18 protein-coding genes and 1 tRNA gene are annotated in these 16,793 nt (G+C 64.1%); 13 read left to right on the top strand and 6 right to left on the bottom strand.

Annotation, left to right across the window (positions count from 1 at the left end; translation table 11 throughout):
- Window positions 1-17: 17 nt before the first annotated feature.
- A complete protein-coding gene (locus D6201_RS09980) occupies window positions 18-830 on the top strand; it encodes a Rossmann-fold NAD(P)-binding domain-containing protein (protein WP_120048651.1) in 813 nt (270 codons plus the stop codon).
- Here D6201_RS09980 and D6201_RS09975 read toward each other — a convergent pair.
- The gene (locus D6201_RS09975) at window positions 793-1,737 is read right to left on the bottom strand and encodes a DMT family transporter (protein WP_120048650.1); all 945 of its coding nucleotides are present in this window, start codon (window positions 1,735-1,737) and stop codon (window positions 793-795) included. The genes D6201_RS09980 and D6201_RS09975 overlap by 38 nt on opposite strands.
- Window positions 1,734-2,729, bottom strand: coding sequence for a threonine aldolase family protein (locus D6201_RS09970; protein ID WP_120048649.1), 996 nt, complete (start codon window positions 2,727-2,729; stop codon window positions 1,734-1,736). Before D6201_RS09970 ends, D6201_RS09975 begins: the two co-directional genes overlap by 4 nt.
- A gap of 50 nt (window positions 2,730-2,779) precedes the next feature.
- Here D6201_RS09970 and D6201_RS09965 point away from each other — a divergent pair, with 50 nt between their 5' ends.
- The gene (locus D6201_RS09965) at window positions 2,780-3,082 is read left to right on the top strand and encodes a GNAT family N-acetyltransferase (RefSeq protein ID WP_120048648.1); all 303 of its coding nucleotides are present in this window, start codon (window positions 2,780-2,782) and stop codon (window positions 3,080-3,082) included.
- 1 nt (window position 3,083) lies between these two features.
- On the opposite strand, the gene D6201_RS09960 is transcribed toward D6201_RS09965, so the two are convergent.
- The 3 genes from D6201_RS09960 to D6201_RS09950 form a co-directional block, all read right to left on the bottom strand.
- The gene (locus D6201_RS09960) at window positions 3,084-4,697 is read right to left on the bottom strand and encodes a PH domain-containing protein (protein ID WP_242447508.1); all 1,614 of its coding nucleotides are present in this window, start codon (window positions 4,695-4,697) and stop codon (window positions 3,084-3,086) included.
- The gene (locus tag D6201_RS09955; protein WP_242447507.1) at window positions 4,694-5,161 is read right to left on the bottom strand and encodes a PH domain-containing protein; all 468 of its coding nucleotides are present in this window, start codon (window positions 5,159-5,161) and stop codon (window positions 4,694-4,696) included. Before D6201_RS09955 ends, D6201_RS09960 begins: the two co-directional genes overlap by 4 nt.
- Before the next feature lie 296 nt (window positions 5,162-5,457).
- Window positions 5,458-5,532: transfer RNA gene (locus D6201_RS09950), tRNA-Thr, on the bottom strand.
- 90 nt (window positions 5,533-5,622) lie between these two features.
- Between D6201_RS09950 and D6201_RS13180 the strand changes: the two genes are divergently transcribed.
- Genes D6201_RS13180 through D6201_RS09905 form a run of 10 tightly spaced genes read left to right on the top strand, consistent with a single transcriptional unit; the run spans window position 5,623 to window position 14,607 of the window.
- The gene (locus D6201_RS13180; protein ID WP_277949491.1) at window positions 5,623-5,754 is read left to right on the top strand and encodes a hypothetical protein; all 132 of its coding nucleotides are present in this window, start codon (window positions 5,623-5,625) and stop codon (window positions 5,752-5,754) included.
- A gap of 28 nt (window positions 5,755-5,782) precedes the next feature.
- Window positions 5,783-6,469, top strand: coding sequence for a 2,3-diphosphoglycerate-dependent phosphoglycerate mutase (gene gpmA, locus D6201_RS09945; RefSeq protein ID WP_120048647.1), 687 nt, complete (start codon window positions 5,783-5,785; stop codon window positions 6,467-6,469).
- Between the two features lies 1 nt (window position 6,470).
- Window positions 6,471-6,953 (top strand): 5-(carboxyamino)imidazole ribonucleotide mutase, encoded by a 483-nt coding sequence (gene purE / locus D6201_RS09940; RefSeq protein WP_120048646.1) that lies wholly within the window; start codon window positions 6,471-6,473, stop codon window positions 6,951-6,953.
- 11 nt (window positions 6,954-6,964) lie between these two features.
- Window positions 6,965-8,017, top strand: a complete 1,053-nt coding sequence (locus D6201_RS09935; RefSeq protein ID WP_120048645.1) for a 5-(carboxyamino)imidazole ribonucleotide synthase — start codon at window positions 6,965-6,967, stop codon at window positions 8,015-8,017.
- Window position 8,018: 1 nt separating this feature from the next.
- The gene (locus D6201_RS09930) at window positions 8,019-8,510 is read left to right on the top strand and encodes a dihydrofolate reductase (RefSeq protein ID WP_120048644.1); all 492 of its coding nucleotides are present in this window, start codon (window positions 8,019-8,021) and stop codon (window positions 8,508-8,510) included.
- On the top strand, window positions 8,507-9,691 hold the full coding sequence (locus tag D6201_RS09925; RefSeq protein ID WP_120048643.1) for a dipeptidase: 1,185 nt from the start codon (window positions 8,507-8,509) through the stop codon (window positions 9,689-9,691). Before D6201_RS09930 ends, D6201_RS09925 begins: the two co-directional genes overlap by 4 nt.
- Window positions 9,688-10,620 (top strand): bifunctional riboflavin kinase/FAD synthetase, encoded by a 933-nt coding sequence (locus D6201_RS09920; RefSeq protein ID WP_120048642.1) that lies wholly within the window; start codon window positions 9,688-9,690, stop codon window positions 10,618-10,620. Before D6201_RS09925 ends, D6201_RS09920 begins: the two co-directional genes overlap by 4 nt.
- Window positions 10,620-13,634 carry an isoleucine--tRNA ligase gene (locus D6201_RS09915; protein WP_120048641.1) on the top strand — a complete coding sequence of 1,005 codons (3,015 nt, stop codon included), beginning with the start codon at window positions 10,620-10,622 and terminating at the stop codon, window positions 13,632-13,634. Before D6201_RS09920 ends, D6201_RS09915 begins: the two co-directional genes overlap by 1 nt.
- Window positions 13,631-14,146 carry a signal peptidase II gene (gene lspA, locus D6201_RS09910; RefSeq protein WP_120048640.1) on the top strand — a complete coding sequence of 172 codons (516 nt, stop codon included), beginning with the start codon at window positions 13,631-13,633 and terminating at the stop codon, window positions 14,144-14,146. The genes D6201_RS09915 and lspA overlap by 4 nt, the downstream gene beginning before the upstream one ends.
- Window positions 14,147-14,196: 50 nt before the next feature.
- Window positions 14,197-14,607 carry a DUF3035 domain-containing protein gene (locus D6201_RS09905; protein WP_120049338.1) on the top strand — a complete coding sequence of 137 codons (411 nt, stop codon included), beginning with the start codon at window positions 14,197-14,199 and terminating at the stop codon, window positions 14,605-14,607.
- 14 nt (window positions 14,608-14,621) lie between these two features.
- On the opposite strand, the gene D6201_RS09900 is transcribed toward D6201_RS09905, so the two are convergent.
- The gene (locus D6201_RS09900) at window positions 14,622-15,914 is read right to left on the bottom strand and encodes a hemolysin family protein (RefSeq protein ID WP_120048639.1); all 1,293 of its coding nucleotides are present in this window, start codon (window positions 15,912-15,914) and stop codon (window positions 14,622-14,624) included.
- A gap of 147 nt (window positions 15,915-16,061) precedes the next feature.
- Between D6201_RS09900 and D6201_RS09895 the strand changes: the two genes are divergently transcribed.
- A complete protein-coding gene (locus D6201_RS09895) occupies window positions 16,062-16,739 on the top strand; it encodes a YiaD family glycine zipper/OmpA-like lipoprotein (RefSeq protein ID WP_120048638.1) in 678 nt (225 codons plus the stop codon).
- Window positions 16,740-16,793 lie beyond the last annotated feature (54 nt).

Genomic DNA, 16,793 nt, shown 5'->3' with positions numbered 1-16,793 from the left:
CCGCTAATACGCATGACATGGCGCATCTGTTCATTTTCGGCCTCGGCTATTCGGCAAAACGCATTGCGGAACAGGCGAAGGCGGAGGGTTGGACGGTATCGGCGACGGGTTCGGATGGCGATCTCGACTTCGCGGACCGGGAGGTTACGGCAAGGGCCATACATCCAGCCGACTGGGTCCTTTCTTCGGTTCCACCGGACAGGGAAACGGGCAGCGATCCTGTTCTTCAAACCTACGGCAATCTGGTCGGCGAAAAGTGGCTGGGTTATCTGTCTTCGACGGGGGTCTACGGGGACCAGAAAGGCGCCTGGGTGGATGAGAGCGCACCAATCGGCGCCGGTAGGCGAACGGCGAGGGCGGCTTGCGATGCGGCGTGGCTGGAGCGCGGGGCGCGGGTGTTCCGACTGCCGGGAATTTACGGACCGGGTCGCGCGGCGCTGGACCGGGTGCGGAGCGGCAAGGCGCATCGGATCGACTTGCCGGGGCAGGTTTTCAGCCGGGTGCATGTCGAGGATATCGCCAGCGGCGTTATGGCCGCAATCAAGAGCGATGCGCCTACCGGGGCCTACAATCTGGGCGACGATCTGCCGACCAGCCAGAACTCGGTGATCGAGGAGGCTTGCCGTTTGCTGGATGTCGAGCCGCCGCCGCTACAGACGCTGGAGGAGGCGGACCTCTCCCCCATGGCGCGCGGATTCTATGCCGAGAACCGCCGCGTGGCGAATGGCAAGGCGAAGCGCGTGCTCGGTTGGACCCCGCGCTATCCGACCTATCGCGAGGGCCTCGGCGCAATCAGGGCTCTGGAACGGCGCGGCGCGGCGGAGGGCTAGCGCGGCCCCGGAGCGCAACGACCATCCCCGCCAGCGCCAGCACTGCGCCGAGGGCCGGCAGCAAGCCCCAGACGAAGCCTTCGAACAAGGTAGAAAGCACCATCGCCACCACCGGCACGATCACGCTCGAATAGGCGGCCTGCCCCGCGCCGACCTTCCGCACCAGGCCGTAATAGAGCGGGAACGTCACCACGGATCCGGCGAGGCCGAGATAGAGTATGCCAAGGCTGTAAGTCAGCCGCGTGTCGAACACCGGCGGACCCTGGGTCGCCAGCGCCACGCACGCATTCATGACAACGCCCCACAGCATCGACCAGGCGAGCAGTGTCAGGAAAGGCGAGCGCTTCGCCCCCTCCATAGCCTGCGCGATATTAGCGAAGCTGGCGGCAAGGATGCCGCCCACCGTAAGCCCCGCGCCAAGCAACACTTCGCCCAATGTCGCAGGCGAGGCGCGGTATTCATGCGCGAAAAGCAGCGCGATGCCGAGCGCGGCGATGCTCGACCCGAGCACGAAGGCGCGTGTGATCGGCTGGCCGAGCAGGGCGCGGCCGAGCAAAGCATTGGGCACCACCAGCAGAGCGAACATCACCGCGACGAGGCCTGAGGTGATGAACCGCTCCGCATTGTAGACGAAAGTGAAATTGAGCACGAACTGGAAGATGCCGAGGAGGAGCGCCCAGCGCTGCCCGCCCGGCGGCAGCCGCAGCGGTTCCCCGCGAAAGGCGGCGAGCGCGAACATGCCTGCCGCTGCCACGATGAAGCGATAGGTGATCGACCATGTCGGAGGGACATTGGCCAGTTGATCCTTGATCACCAGCCAGGTGCCGCCCCAGATCACGCTCACCAGCAGGAATGCGGCGAGGTTCTTCGGGGCGAACAGGCTTTCCGCCTCGGCGGGAGCGTTCATAAGGCAGCGATCGCGCGGGCTAGCTTGTGCGCGTCGTCATGGTCGCTCGCCCAGTGGGTGACGAGGCGGACGCATGTCTCGTCCCAGTCGTAAAAGGCGAAGCCTTGATCGCGCAGAGCCGCGCGTTCGCCAGCGTCCATGCGAACGAACGACTCGTTGATCTCGGCCGGATGGACCAGACGGTCGCCCGCGCCATCCGCCACGATCTGCGCGGCGGCGTTGGCAGCGCGCGCATTGTCCAGCCAGAGGTCGTCCTCCAGCATGGCCAGAACCTGCGCGGCGAGAAAGCGGCCCTTGCTTTGCAAATGGCCCGCGCGCTTGCGCCGCCAGCGCGCCAGCTCGGCAGCCTCGGTATCGAAGAACACGATCGCCTCCGCGCCCATGCCGCCATTCTTGACGAAGCCGAAGCTGAGCGCGTCGACATCACCCGCCGCCTCGCTGGCCGACCCGCCAAGGAAGGCAGCAGCATTGGCGAAGCGCGCGCCGTCCATATGCAGGCCGAGGCTGTGATCGTTTGCGATTGCGCGAATGGCGGCGAGCTCTTCCGCCCGGTAGCAAAGGCCGTATTCGCTCGCCTGCGTGATCGAGATCGCCTGCGCCGGTACCTGATGCACGCCGCGCGTAATACCCGCGAGAACCTTGGCGATGCCGTCCGCCGTCAGCTTCGCGCCCGCGCCTTCGGCCAGCAACAGCTTTGCGCCATGGAGGTAGAAGCCGGGCGCGCCGCATTCGTCCATCTCGATATGCGCTTCGCGGTGACAGACCACTCCGCCATGCGGCTGCACCATCGTCGCCAGTGCCAGGCAATTCGCCGCTGTCCCCGTCGCCACCAACATTGCGGTGCATTCGCGCCCGAACAATGCGGTGAAGCGGGCATCGAGCTCCCGGCTCAGCGCGTCGGTGTCGTAAGGCGTGTCCGCGGCATCCGCGGCGCGCATCGCTTCCCACACCCTGGGGTGCACCGGCGCGGCATTATCGGAGAGGAACTGCATCGCGGAACGCAATGGCGGCGGCGGCGGTTGAGCGCAAGAAGGAGTGAGGCATGGCCGACATCGATATTACTGTAACCGACGAGACGACGCATGGCGCTTATCGCACCGATGTCGAGGGAACGGACACGAAGGCCGAACTGACCTGGAAGGCGCGCGGCAAGGCGCGGATCGCCGATCACACCTTCACGCCGCCCGAAGCTCGCGGGAAAGGCATTGCGGCAAAACTGGTGCAGGCCATGGTGGACGATGCGCGCGAGCAGGGCTTCACCATCGTGCCGCAATGCCCCTATGTCGCGGCGCAATTCCGCAAGCATCCCGAATGGGCGGATCTGCGGGCCGAAATCGAAAGCTAGGTCAGCGCGCCAGTTTGGCGAAATCGACCGAGGCGATGCTGTCCAGAACGGCAGCGCGTAGCTTGCGCGCATCCTCGACCCGCAGGCCCTCGAAAGCGAAGCTGCCGCCCGCCATCCCGAATTTGAGATCGCAATAGCCGCGCCAGCGCGCGATCGGTCCCTGCGCAATCTCGACCGTATGGAGTTTCACGCGATTGGCGATTTGCGTGCGCGGGGCAAGCCAGCCGCGGCGCGACAGCACCTGATCGGGATCGAGCGCGTGGCGATCGTACCGCCAGAGGTAGAATTCGCGCAGCGCGAAGAAGGCCGTTAGCAGCGCTACCAGAGCCACAATCAGCGCAAGGACGCTGCCGCGCAGGTTTTCCATGGCCAGCGCCACCGTTACGCCGATCGCTGCTAGCACGATGAATGTAATGGCATTGATGATGGCGCTGTCGACGTAATATTTCGGGCTCGGCCGTCGCCATTCCTCGCTATCGTCCGGCAGGGCAAAGCCCGCCTCGCCCGCGATCGGCGCGATCTCGTGCATCTTGGCAAATGGCGCGACATCGTGATTGGCGCTGCCCGAATCCTGCGCAAGGCTGATAACGCTAAGCCCGTGCCAGCCGAAGCGGCGGCGCAGCCAGCCGGTCGAGACGATCAACGCCTGAACGCGGTGCACCGGCATGACGACGTCCGTCTTGGTCAACAGCCCACGGCGGCGGCGAAAGCCCTTGGCCGTACGCTCCAGCCGAAAATCGTAATCGCGCAGGAATGTCTTCACCAAGCCCGACAGCAGGCCGACGCCGATGATGCTGACAATCAGCCAGAGGATCCCGACGATGCGCGAGGTCGTGTCGAGGCCTGCAATATAACCGCCAGCATCGGCATAGCGCTCGTCCTCCACGAAGCTTTCGATCAAATCGCCGAGATCGAAAGGCAGCAGGAACTCGAACTGCTGCGCCGCGCCCAGGATCACGGTGAAGATAACCAGCGAGAAGCTGAAGAGGCCGTAGGTGAAAAGGCGCTTCTCATTCATCGCAAAGAGCAGACGTGCATCGGCGGCGGGAGCAGAAGGTACGGCATTTTCGGCCTCCGGCCCGGTGGTGGCCGCCTCGTCCGCGTCCTCCACCAGCGACCGCACCGTCTCGCGCAGCGCCTCCCCCTCGGCCTCCTTGACGTAGGTAAGCTTAAGCTCCTCCTTGCCGCCAGCCCCGGTCTCGAACTTGACTTCGACCAGGCCGAGCAAGCGCGGCAGCAGTTTCTGCTCCAGGCTGACATCCTGAATGCGATCATAGGGGACGGAGCGTGCGGAGCGGCTGATGATGCCCTGCTCCAGCCGCACGTCGTTCGCGCCGATGCGGTAACGCAGCCGGTACCAGCCGAGATATGTGCTCACCGCAGACATTGCGATGACTAGCAGGAACACGCCAGCAGCAATGAATGTAGGCGTGCCCAATCCATCATCAGTGCCCAACGCATCCCCTGTCGCAACGCCGTATGTAACGAAAGCCAACGGAATGAATGCGCGCGCAATCAGGTCGAGCCCCTGCACCACCATGGAAAGCGGGCTGACGCGCCGCCACTCATCCGTCTCGATCGGCTCGCCGGCCGCCGCGATCTCCACTTCGCTCACAGCGATTCGCGCTTCACATGCTGGCGGATTTCCTCGCGCATGGCGGTCGCATCGGCATGGGCAAGGCCCGGCAGCGTGACCGAGGCGTTGTGCGTGCCTGCGGTATGCAGGATGAGCCGGGCAATTCCGAAACCGCGTTCGAGCGGTCCCTGCTCGACATCGAGATGCTGGACGCGGCTGAACGGGACGACGGTGTCCGAATGAAACATCACACCCTTCACGACGCGGAGCCTGTCATCCGACATCTGATAACCGCGCGAGCGATACCGCTTCGCCGGCAGGACGCCGATCAGCAGGATGGCGAGGATCAGGACGGGAATGCCGGGAACCCAGGACGGGACGATATCCATCACGGACAGCACACCCGCGCCGATGATGAAGGGAAGCGTGGTCAGCAAGCCTTCGATGCGCATCACGGTGGTGTAGCTGGGATCGAGTTTGGTCAGCGGTTCGTCGTCGTGCATGGGTGCGTTATAGAGAGGAATATTTGTTTGCGAAGCCGCCTCCGCGACTTCGTCCTCGGTGCTGTTCCCTCCGCTTCGCTGCGGGGCACCTGCGGTCGTGCAGTCGCGCTCTGTCGCCGCATAAACGCGACGATCCTTGCGCAACGACGTAGAGGTGCTGCGGAGCTCCGGCAACGCCCGGCAAGGCCGAACGGCCGCCCGCAGCGGAGCGGAGGGGGAAGGCGAGGCAAGCCAAGTGAGCGGACGCGAACGCCGGCGTTTGAGGCCGACAAACAAACCATTTTCCTTTGGAAAAATGGTGCCACGAGAGAGAATTGAACTCTCGGCCTCACCCTTACCAAGGGTGCGCTCTACCACTGAGCTACCGCGGCATACCGAAACAGGCGCGCGCTATTGTCTCATGCCTGTCGAAAGTCAAGCCAAGCTTGAGGTGCGACGGGCCTTACGGCAAGAGATGCCGGATGAGCAAGGATACCGACCGCGAGGAGCGCCTCGCCGCCAAGCTGCGGGAGAACCTGCGCCGCCGCAAGACGCAGGCCAAGGCGATCACGACAAACAAGGCTGAGCTTCCAAATCAGGGCGAGGAACGCTAACGCGCCCTCTCGCAAACAGGAGACCAGCGTGCCGACCCTCATCTTCGTCCGTCATGGCCAGAGCGAATGGAACCTCGCCAACCGCTTTACCGGCTGGTGGGATGTCGACGTGACCGAAAAGGGCGTGGAGGAAGCGCGCGCCGCCGGACGCCTGCTGAAAGACAAGGGCGTGCTGCCCACCGTGGCTTTCACCAGCATGCAGAAGCGCGCGATCAAGACGCTGCATCTGGCGCTGGAGGAATGCGATCGGCTGTGGATCCCTGAAACCAAGAACTGGCAACTCAACGAGCGTCACTATGGCGGCCTGACCGGCCTCAACAAGCAGGAAACGCGCGAGAAACATGGCGACGAGCAGGTGCAGATCTGGCGTCGCAGTTTCGATGTGCCGCCCCCTGAAATGCCCGAGGGCGATCAATACGATCCCGGCAACGACCCGCGCTATGACGGGATCGATGTCCCGCAGACCGAGAGCCTGAAGCTGACCATTGAGCGGGTGCTGCCCTATTGGGAAGCAGAAATCCTGCCGCAGCTGGCGACAGGCGAGACAGTTATCATTTCCGCCCACGGAAACAGCCTTCGCGCGCTGGTGAAGCATCTGTCCGGCATCTCGGACGACGATATAACCGGCCTCGAAATCCCGACCGGCCAGCCGATCGTCTATGAATTCGACGATGCGATGCAGCCGGGCGAAATGCGCTATCTGAAGGACGCCTGAGATGGCCGCTCCCGTCGCCATCGTCATGGGCAGCCAGTCCGACTGGCCCACCATGCAATGCGCCGCGAAGGTGCTTGACGAACTCGGTGTCGCCTACGATGCGCGCATCGTCTCCGCCCACCGCACGCCGGACAGGCTGCACGCCTTCGGCAAGGGCGCGGCCGAGGAAGGCTTCAAGGTCGTCATCGCTGGCGCGGGCGGCGCGGCACACCTGCCCGGCATGATCGCCGCGCTCACGCATCTCCCAGTGCTCGGCGTGCCGGTGCAGTCGAAGGCACTCAGCGGCCTCGATAGCCTGCTCTCCATCGTGCAGATGCCCGCTGGCGTGCCGACGGGAACGCTAGCCATAGGCGAGGCGGGCGCGACCAATGCCGGGCTGCTTGCAGCTTCGATCCTCGCGCTTGGCGACGATGCGCTGACACAGCGCTTGCAGGATCACCGCGCCGCGCAGACCGACAAGGTGGCGGAGCGGCCTCAGGCGTGAGCGAGGTAGGGGTGCTGGCACCAGGTTCCACGATCGGCATTCTCGGCGGCGGCCAGCTTGGCCGTATGCTGGCCATGTCGGCCGCGCAGCTCGGCTTCAGATGCCATATCTACGCGCCCGAAACGGACAGCGTCGCGGCGGACGTCTCCGCGCATTTCACCAACGCCTCCTGGCACGATCGCGACGCGCTTACCGCCTTTGCCGCCAGCTGCGACGCCGTCACTTACGAATTCGAAAATGTCCCGGTCGATCCGCTGGCCGCGATCCCGACGGACCTGCTCGTCCCCGGCACCCGCGCCCTCGAAATCGCGCAGGACAGGGTGAGCGAAAAGCGCTTCATCGAGGAGCATGGCGGGCGGCCTGCGCCCTTCGCGCTGGTCGATCAGGATGACGAGCTCCCCGCCGCGGTCGAGCGGGTGGGTACGCCTGGCATCCTCAAGACACGGCGCGACGGCTATGATGGCAAGGGCCAGTGGCGCATCGACAGTGCTGGTGATGCACAGGGCATCCGCGTCCCGCTGAGCGGGTGCGTTTACGAGCGCATGGTGCAGTTCGAATGCGAGTTCTCGGTCATCCTGGTGCGGGGCCGCGATGGCGCGGTGAGGTTCTGGGACTCGACCCGCAATGTGCATGAAGGGGGCATTCTCGTTCGCAGCGAACTGCCTGCGCCCGGTATCGTCGGCGAGCAGGTGGCGGAGGCTCGCAAGCTCGCAGGCAAGGTCGCCGAAGCGCTAGGCTATGTTGGAGTTCTCACCTCCGAATTCTTCGCCACGAATGACGGCCCGGTGTTCAACGAGATGGCGCCGCGCGTCCATAATTCGGGCCACTGGACAATGGAGGGAGCCGTCACCGGCCAGTTCGAGAATCATATCCGCGCCGTCGCCGGACTCCCGCTGGGCGACACGGCAAGCGTTTCGGACACGATCACGATGCTGAACCTGATCGGCCCGCCCGCCATGCAACTGCGATCGCACCTCGCCGATCCTGCCAACCATCTGCATCTTTACGGCAAGGCCGAGGCGCGCGACGGGCGCAAGTTGGGCCACATCACCCGGGTCGGATGACTTGAGCCGTGAAATCCTCTTCATCGTCGCGCGGGCGACCAATGGCGTGATTGCCCGCGATGGCGATCTGCCGTGGTCGATTCCCGAAGACCTGAAGCGCTTCAAGCGGCTGACGATGGGCAAGCCGATGGTGATGGGCCGCAAGACCTTCGAAAGTCTGCCCGGTCTGCTCCCCGGTCGCCGCCATATCGTGCTGACGCGGCAAGGAGGCTGGGGGGCTGAGGGCGCGGAGGTCGCGCATTCGCCGGAGGACGCAATGACACTGGCGGGGAAAGGCGATTTCGCCGTGATCGGCGGGGCGGAAATCTTCGACCTGATGTGGGAGCACGGCACCCGCTTCGAGCTCACCGAAGTGCTGGAAGACACGGCTGGCGACGTCACCATGCGGTCCCCCGCAGACGATCCGACATGGGTCGAGGTCGCGCGCGAGCATCACGCCGCCGACGACACCGCGCCGCCCTTCGACTTCGTTTCCTTCGAGCGCCGCCGATGATCGGCCGCGTCCTCAAAATCCTCGGCGTATTGCTGCTGCTCGCGCTGGCGGGGGTCTTCATCCTCGGCCCCGGTATGGCCGAGCGGGACATGAACACCATCGCCGACGCGCCGCTGCCCGAAATCTCCGACGAAGCGCGCGCGCTGCATGCCGACCTCACCATCGTCGATCTGCATTCGGACACGCTGCTGTGGAAGCGCGACATGCTTGATGCGGCGGATCGCGGCCATATGGACCTGCCGCGGCTGATCGAGGGGAATGTCGCGCTGCAGGTCTTCTCCAGCGTCAGCAAATCGCCTGCAGGGCAGAATTTCGACCGGAACAGCGCCGAAGCGCGCGACAATATTACGCTGCTTTCCATCGGCCAGCTGCAGCCGGTGCGCACCTGGTTCTCCACCTTCGAGCGCTCTGCCTGGCATGCAAGCCGACTTGAAAGCGCAGCGAACAGTGCGCCAAATGCGCTACGGCTGGTCCGCACGCCCGACGATGTCGACGCCGTCCTTGATGCGCGCAATGCGACCGGCAGGCCCATCGGTGCGATGTTTTCCGTGGAGGGACTGCACAATCTCGAGGGCGATGTGGCCAATCTGCAGCGGTTGTACGATGGCGGGCTGCGCATGGCGGGACTCGTCCATTTTTTCGACAATCGCCTCGCAGGCTCGATGCATGGCGAGGCGAAAGGCGGGCTCACCGATTTCGGGCGCGAGATCGTGCCGCGCATGGAGGACATGGGTATCATCGTCGATATCGCGCATTGCAGCCATGAATGCGTGGCCGAGGTGCTGACAATGGCGCGCCGTCCGGTCGTCTCCAGCCATGGCGGCGTGCAGGCGACCTGCCCGATCAACCGCAATCTCACCGATGAGGAGATACGCGGCGTGGCGCAAACGGGCGGCGTGATCGGCATCGGGTATTTCGACGGTGCGGTGTGCGATACATCGCCCGCCGCCATCGTCGCCGCGATGCGCCACGTGACAGATCTTGTGGGCGTGGAGCATGTCGCCTTGGGCAGCGATTTCGACGGATCCGTCGAGGTCGGCTTCGACACCTCGCAGATCGTGCAGGTGACGCAGGCGCTGATGGATGACGGCTTTTCGGAAGACGAGATACGCGCGATCATGGGGCTCAACGCGCTGCGCGTGATCCGGGCGGGCATCGCGCCGATGGAGGACGCGGCGTGAGGCTGTCCCACCGCGATACTGTCCCCGACACGCTGCGCGGCGCGGTGATTGCGCTCGGCAATTTCGACGGGTTTCACCTCGGCCATCAGCGTGTCGTCAGCGAGGCCGTTGAATGGGCGCGCGCCGAGGGGAGGCCCGCAATGGTCGCCACTTTCGATCCACACCCCGTCCGTCACTTTGCACCGCACGTCCCGCCCTTTCGTCTCACCACGCTCGGCCAGCGCGAGGAGCTTTTCACGGCCGCGGGCGCGGATGCGATGCTGGTGTTCGAATTCGGTGACGAGCTTGCGGCAATGAGCGCCGAGAGCTTCGTGACGGAACTGCTCGGCGGCCATATCGGCGCAGGCGGCGTGGTGACGGGGGAGGATTTCACCTTCGGCAAGGATCGCGGCGGCAATGTCGAGGTGCTGCGCGAGGTCGGCGCGACATGCGGCGTCGCCACCCGCGCCATCGGCCCGGTCGGCGAGGATGGCCAGACGATTTCCTCCAGCCGCATTCGCGATGCGCTCAAGGCGGGCGAGTGCGAGACGGCGGCGCACCTTCTTTCCCGCCCCTTCACGGTGCGCGGCGAAGTGATCCACGGGGACAAGCGGGGGCGCGAGCTCGGCTATCCCACCGCCAATATCGACATGGGTCATTATCTTCGCCCGCGCTTCGGCATCTATGCCGTATCGGGCCGTATCCTCTCCACCGGGCAGCAGCTGCAAGGCGCGGCCAATCTTGGCATTCGTCCGCAATTCGATCCGCCGAAAGAGCTGCTCGAACCCTACTTCTTCGACTTCGACGGCGATCTTTACGATGAGGTGCTGGACATCGCCTTCCACCACTTCATTCGCCCCGAAGCGAAGTTCGACGATCTCGACGCGCTCAAGGCGCAGATGGAACGCGATTGCGAAGAGGCGCGGGAGCGTCTAGCTGCGCGCCCATAATGAGCGAGAAACGCGACTACAGAGACACGGTCTTCCTGCCCAAGACCGATTTTCCCATGAAAGCCGGCCTTCCGCAGAAGGAACCGGGCATTCTCGCGCGCTGGCAGGAGGAGGATGTCTACGGGCAGCTGCGCAAGGCGCGTGCCGGTCGCGAGACCTTCATCCTGCATGACGGCCCGCCCTATGCGAACGGCAATATTCATATCGGCCATGCGCTGAACAAGGTGCTGAAGGACGCGGTGGTGCGCACGCAGAGCCTGCTCGGCAAGGATGCGCCCTACGTGCCCGGCTGGGACTGCCACGGCCTGCCCATCGAATGGAAGGTGGAGGAGAAATACCGCAAGAAGAAGCTGAACAAGGACGAGGTTCCGCCGCGCGAATTCCGCCGCGAATGCCGCGAATATGCCGCCGAATGGGTCGGCGTGCAGATGGAGCAGTTCCAGCGCCTCGGTGTGACCGGCGAGTGGTCGAAGCCCTACCTCACCATGTCTCCCGACGCCGAGGCAGGAATCGTCGCCGAACTGCTGAGATTTGCGGAGACCGGCCAACTCTATCGCGGGGCGAAGCCGGTGATGTGGAGCCCGGTCGAGAAGACCGCGCTCGCCGAGGCCGAGGTTGAGTACGAGGACATCACCTCGACGCAGATCGACGTGGCGTTCGAGATTGTCGAAAGCCCGATCGAGGAACTGGTCGGCGCGCATGCGGTGATCTGGACGACGACGCCGTGGACGATCCCGGTGAACCAGGCTTTGGCTTATGGGCCGGAGGTCGAGTATGCTTTGCTTGATATCGTCTATGAAGGCGGGGCAGCTGCAGGCGCCTCTCCGAAATCCGGCAAAGTGGCAACTGCTGAAGCTGCAGAGGCAGCTGGCCTCCCCGACGACGCGACGAGAATCCTCATTGCGAAAGAGTTGATTGAGCCGTTCAAGAAGCGGCTAAATGCCGCTTTGTCTAGCATCGAGATCGACGGCGCAGTCCAGCCATCCGTTGAAGTGTTCCCAGCGCTGGGCATTACAAAGAGCCGATATAAAGGCGCCGACCTCGCCGGCACCGTCGCCCAGCACCCGATGCATCATCTCGGCGGGTCCTTTGCCGAGCCGCGTCCGTTGCTGCCGGGCGACTTCGTCACCACCGACAGCGGCACCGGCCTCGTCCACATGTCGCCCGATCATGGTGAGGACGATTTCGAGCTGTGCAAGGCGCATGGGATCAATCCCAAATTCGTGGTCGATGCCGACGGTCGCTATCGCGAGGACTGGGGCTGGCTGCCGCGCACCGACGAGCGGAACGGTTCTGTCATCAATCCGAAATTCAACGCGCCGGACGGGCCGATCTGTTCGGATCTGCGCGAAGCCGGCGCCCTGCTCTCTGCCTCAGCCGATTACGAGCATAGCTATCCTCATTCGTGGCGCTCCAAGGCCAAGGTCATCTATCGCTGCACGCCGCAATGGTTCGTGCCGATGGATCGTGAGATCGAAGGGGTCGCTCCGCGCAAGCTGGAAAAAGAGCAAAGCTGGGAAGGCGAAGGCGGCGCGATCGACCCGGCGGACGAGCCGACGAGCCGTCAGACGCTCCGCAGCCTCGCCATGAATGCCATCGGGGATACGCGGTTCGTTCCGGCCAAGGGAAAGAACCGTATCGGTTCTATGGTTGAGGGCCGCCCCGATTGGGTGCTCTCCCGCCAGCGCGCCTGGGGTGTGCCGATCACGCTGTTCGTCCACCGAAAGAGCGGCGAATACCTGGTCGACTCCGAGGTGAACGCGCGCATCGTCGCAGCAATCATGGATGGCGGCGTCGATGCTTGGGATGCGGAAAACGCCGCGCAGCTGCTCGGCCCCGATCGTGATCCTGCGGACTTCGAGATGGTCACCGACATTCTCGATGTCTGGTTCGACAGCGGCTCGACTCACGCCTTCGTCCTCGAAAGCGACAACTGGCCCGACCAGCGCAGCCCGGCGGACCTCTATCTGGAAGGCAGCGACCAGCATCGCGGCTGGTTCCAGTCCTCGCTTCTGGAAAGCTGCGCCACGCGCGGGCGCGCGCCATACCAAGCAGTGCTGACCCACGGCTTCACCATGGCCGCCGACGGTCGCAAGATGTCGAAAAGCCTCGGCAACACCGTCGATCCGCTCAAGGTAATGCAGGAATACGGGGCGGACATCATCCGCCTGTGGGCGCTAAGCGTCGATTACACCGAGGATCACCGGATCGGGCCGGAAATCCTGAAAGGCGTCGCCGACCAGTACCGCAAACTGCGCAACACCTTCCGCTACATGCTCGGCGCGCTGGCCGATTTCGACGAGAGCGAGCGGGTGGATGTCGCCGACATGCCCGAGCTGGAGCGGTACATGCTCGCACGGCTGGGCCAGCTCGACGCGCGGATGAAGCGCGCCGTCGATGATTTCGACTTCAACGCGTACACCCGAGCACTCACCGAATTTGCCAATGAAGATCTCTCGGCCTTCTTCTTCGATATTCGCAAGGACCGGCTTTACTGCGATGCGCCGGGCAGCGTGGAGCGGCGCGCCTATCGCACCGTCCTCGACACGCTGTTCCACGCGCTGATCCGCTACGTCGCCCCGGTGCTGGTCTTCACCGCGGAGGAAGTGTGGAGCACGCGTTATCCGGATACGGGCAGCGTGCATTTGCTGGAATGGCCAGAAATCCCGTCTGCCGATGCCAATATGGACCGCTGGACGAGATTGCGCGAGCTGCGCGAACGCGTGATGGAAGCGATCGAACCCCTGCGGCGCGAAAAGGTCATCCGCTCAGGCCTCGAAGCCGAAGTCGCGGTGCCGGCTGCACACGTTCCGGAAGGCTTCACGCCAGACCAGCTGGCAGCGCTCTTCATCACCGGTACCGTCACCACGCATAACGGCGACGACCTGCGCGTCACCAAGTCCGACGATGCAAAATGCGGCCGCTGTTGGCGGTTGCTGTCCGAAGTCGAAGAGGATGGCGACCTCTGCAATCGATGCTCAGACGTGGTCGCCGACATGGACGCGCACGTATGACGACGCTCACCAGACATCGCCTGATCGGCATTGCCATCGCTGTCTTCGTCTTCATCGCCGACCAGTGGATGAAGCGTTTCGTGGTGCGCGATCTCGGGCTGGACCAGGTGGGCGACCAGTACGAGCTCCTCCCCTTCTTCGACTTCACCCGAACCAACAATTACGGCGTCTCGCTCGGCATGTTCGAAGCGACGAGCATGGAAATGCGCTGGATCCTCGTTGCGGTAACCGCCGCCATCGCCTGCGTCGTCTTGGTGTGGATGCTGCGGGAGCGGCTGCTGGGCGACATTTTCGCGCTCGGCCTGGTGCTGGGCGGCGCGCTCGGCAACATCCGTGACCGATACCTGTTCGGCTACGTCATCGACTATGCCGATTTTCATATCGGGGACTTCCGGCCCTTCCTCATTTTCAACATCGCCGACGCCGCTATCACCATTGGCGTGGTGATTATCCTTGCCCGCGCGCTGTTCATGCGCGAGAAACCGAAAAACGAGCAGGACGCGGCGAGCTGACTTATCGGCGCGCGACGCGCCCGCACATTCGAATGCACGAGAGAATAATGATGGCCAAATTGACGAAGATCCTGATCGCAGCTGGCGCGGCAAGCACGCTTGGCGCCTGTGGAGGCATCGATATCGGCAATCGCGAACGGCCGGACGAATTCGCCGTGCAGCGCCAGGCGCCGCTGGTGGTGCCGCCCGATTTCCACCTCGTCCCGCCCACCGAAGGCGCGCCGCGCGATGTCGAGGGCACGGCATCCGAACAGGCGCTGGAAGCGCTTTTCGGCGGTCCGTCACAGCGCAGCGCGATCGAAAACCGCGCCATCGAGCTGGCAGGCGAAGCCGATCGGGGCATCCGCTCCAATGTCGGCGATCCGGACACCTACACGGTGAACAAGGGCACCGAAGTCCGCACCATCCTCGCCGCCCCGCAAGGCGACGGCCAGGCTGCTAGTGCGGTGATACCTTCCTGATTTGCAAACAACCCCTATGCTTCCGCAACCAGCAACTTGTCGATCTTGCGCCCGTCCATATCGACGACTTCGAAGCGCCAGCCTTGATCGGTGAAATGCTCGCCCTCTGCCGGAAGGTGCTTCAGCACATAGAGAGCATATCCCGCTGCGGTAGCGAACTCGCGGCCTTCGGGGAGGTCGAGGCCGAGGCGTTCAGCCAGGGCATCGGCAGCCAGCGCACCCGACACCAATAGCGAGCCGTCCTCTCGCTCCACGATCATCGGCGTGTCGCCTTCATCCTGGTGGCTGGCGAAATCGCCCGCAATGGCGCCCAACACGTCCGCTGTCGTCACGATCCCGTCGAGGTGGCCGTATTCGTCATGGACCATCGCCATGCCTGTGCCCGATTGCTGAAGCACGCGCAGCGCGTCCATCGCGTCCAGCTGATCGGGCACGACCTCGCTTTTGCGCAGCAGCGATTCAAGTACGACGCGCTCCTTCGCCACGAGCAATGCCAGCAATTCGCGTGCCTTGACCACGCCCAGCACCTTGTCGGGCGACCCATCGGCCACTGGCAGCAGCGAATGCGGCGATGCGGCGATCGCCTCACGCATTTCCGCTTCGCTTGCGCCGATGTCGATCCAGTCGATTTCGGTGCGCGGCGTCATCAATTCCCGCACGGGCCGGTCCTGCAGCCGCATGATGCCGGACAGGATGGCGCGCTCCTGCTCCTCGATCACGCCGGTGCGCGTGGCATCCGCGAAAATCATCTGCAGCTCTTCCGCCGTTAGGCGGTGATCGCCCTTGTGGCGAATGCCGAGCACGGCGAGCAGCAGGTTGGACGAAGCATCGAGGAGCCAGACGAAGGGCGCGGCCACCTTTGCGAGCAAAGCCATCGGTCTGGCCATGATGAGCGCGATGGGCACCGCCGCGCGCAGGGCCAACTGTTTGGGCACAAGCTCCCCTATGACGAGGCTGAAGAATGTCGTCAGGCCGATCATCAGAGTAAAGCCGAGCGTATCGGCCGTGTCGGGATCGACGCCGAGCGCCGCCAGACGTTCACCGACTGGCTGGCCTAGCGTCGCACCCGAAACCGCACCGGCGACGATCCCGATGAGCGTGATGCCGATCTGCACGGTGGACAGGAACTTGCCCGGCTCCGCCGCGAGGCGCAGCGCGACGGCAGCGCTGCGGCTACCCTTGTCCGCCGCCATGCGCAGTTGCGCCGTGCGGGCAGAGACGATCGCCAGCTCCGACATAGCGAAAACGCCATTGAGCACGATCAGGAAAGCGAGGGCGGCGAGATAGTGCCAGGGAAAGGGCGACATCAGGACAGCGGCGCTAACAGATATGCTGCCGCGTGCGAAGGGGGTCTGCACCGCTCCAAGCGGAACAGGGAGGGCACATGGACGTTGCAGCGACAGCAGGACCGACCACTCGCAGAGGGGTCCGTGCCCAGTTGGAGGAATAAGATAATGAAAATGAAGAAATTTCTGACCGCGTCGATTGCGTCTGTCGCACTTGTCGGCACGACGACGGCATGTGTCACCGATCCGAACACCGGCGAGCAGAAGATTTCCCGCACCGCTATCGGCGGCATCGGCGGTGCCGGTCTCGGCTATCTGCTGGGCGGAATCGTCGGCGGAAAGACCGCTCGTATCGTCGGCGCCGGCATCGGCGCGGCGGCCGGCGGCTATGTCGGTTACCGCATGGACGAGCAGATTCGCGAGATCGAGGAAGTCACCGCCGGCACCGGCGTGGATGTCGTCGAAGGCGATGACAGCTTCCTCGTGCGCTTCCCGGACGTAACCTTTGCCGTCAATTCGACGACGATCTCGCCGAGCATGCGCAATGTGCTCGACGGCGTCGCCCAGAACCTCGTCGATCGTCCGCAATCGCTGATCGACGTGATGGGCCACACCGACTCGACCGGCAGCGACCAATATAATCTTGACCTGTCGCGCCGCCGCGCCGAATCGGTGGCAAACTACCTGACGTCGCGCGGTGTATCGCGCGCTCGCATCGAAACCATCGGTTATGGCGAGCAGTACCCTATCGCCGACAACACCAGTGATTCCGGCCGCGCGCAGAATCGCCGCGTCGAAATCCGTATCACCCCGGTCACGCAGGACGACGTGCAGCAAGCGTACTGATTGCCGTCAGACCACGAAAAGGGCCGTCCCATGCGGGGCGGCCTTTTTTCTTTG

Origin of the sequence: Aurantiacibacter aquimixticola (assembly GCF_003605475.1) — a bacterium.
Classification (GTDB): domain Bacteria; phylum Pseudomonadota; class Alphaproteobacteria; order Sphingomonadales; family Sphingomonadaceae; genus Alteraurantiacibacter; species Alteraurantiacibacter aquimixticola_B.
Note: the sequence above shows the minus strand (reverse complement) of the source record. Positions and strands in the feature narration are given on the sequence as shown.

Coding starts and splice junctions, on each gene's coding strand:
- D6201_RS09980 (WP_120048651.1), top strand. CDS start 18: ATGGCGCATCTGTTCATTTTCGGCCTCGGCTATTCGGCAAAACGCATT.
- D6201_RS09975 (WP_120048650.1), bottom strand. CDS start 1,737: ATGAACGCTCCCGCCGAGGCGGAAAGCCTGTTCGCCCCGAAGAACCTC.
- D6201_RS09970 (WP_120048649.1), bottom strand. CDS start 2,729: ATGCAGTTCCTCTCCGATAATGCCGCGCCGGTGCACCCCAGGGTGTGG.
- D6201_RS09965 (WP_120048648.1), top strand. CDS start 2,780: ATGGCCGACATCGATATTACTGTAACCGACGAGACGACGCATGGCGCT.
- D6201_RS09955 (WP_242447507.1), bottom strand. CDS start 5,161: ATGCACGACGACGAACCGCTGACCAAACTCGATCCCAGCTACACCACC.
- D6201_RS13180 (WP_277949491.1), top strand. CDS start 5,623: ATGAGCAAGGATACCGACCGCGAGGAGCGCCTCGCCGCCAAGCTGCGG.
- purE (WP_120048646.1), top strand. CDS start 6,471: ATGGCCGCTCCCGTCGCCATCGTCATGGGCAGCCAGTCCGACTGGCCC.
- D6201_RS09925 (WP_120048643.1), top strand. CDS start 8,507: ATGATCGGCCGCGTCCTCAAAATCCTCGGCGTATTGCTGCTGCTCGCG.
- D6201_RS09915 (WP_120048641.1), top strand. CDS start 10,620: ATGAGCGAGAAACGCGACTACAGAGACACGGTCTTCCTGCCCAAGACC.
- lspA (WP_120048640.1), top strand. CDS start 13,631: ATGACGACGCTCACCAGACATCGCCTGATCGGCATTGCCATCGCTGTC.
- D6201_RS09905 (WP_120049338.1), top strand. CDS start 14,197: ATGGCCAAATTGACGAAGATCCTGATCGCAGCTGGCGCGGCAAGCACG.
- D6201_RS09900 (WP_120048639.1), bottom strand. CDS start 15,914: ATGTCGCCCTTTCCCTGGCACTATCTCGCCGCCCTCGCTTTCCTGATC.
- D6201_RS09895 (WP_120048638.1), top strand. CDS start 16,062: ATGAAAATGAAGAAATTTCTGACCGCGTCGATTGCGTCTGTCGCACTT.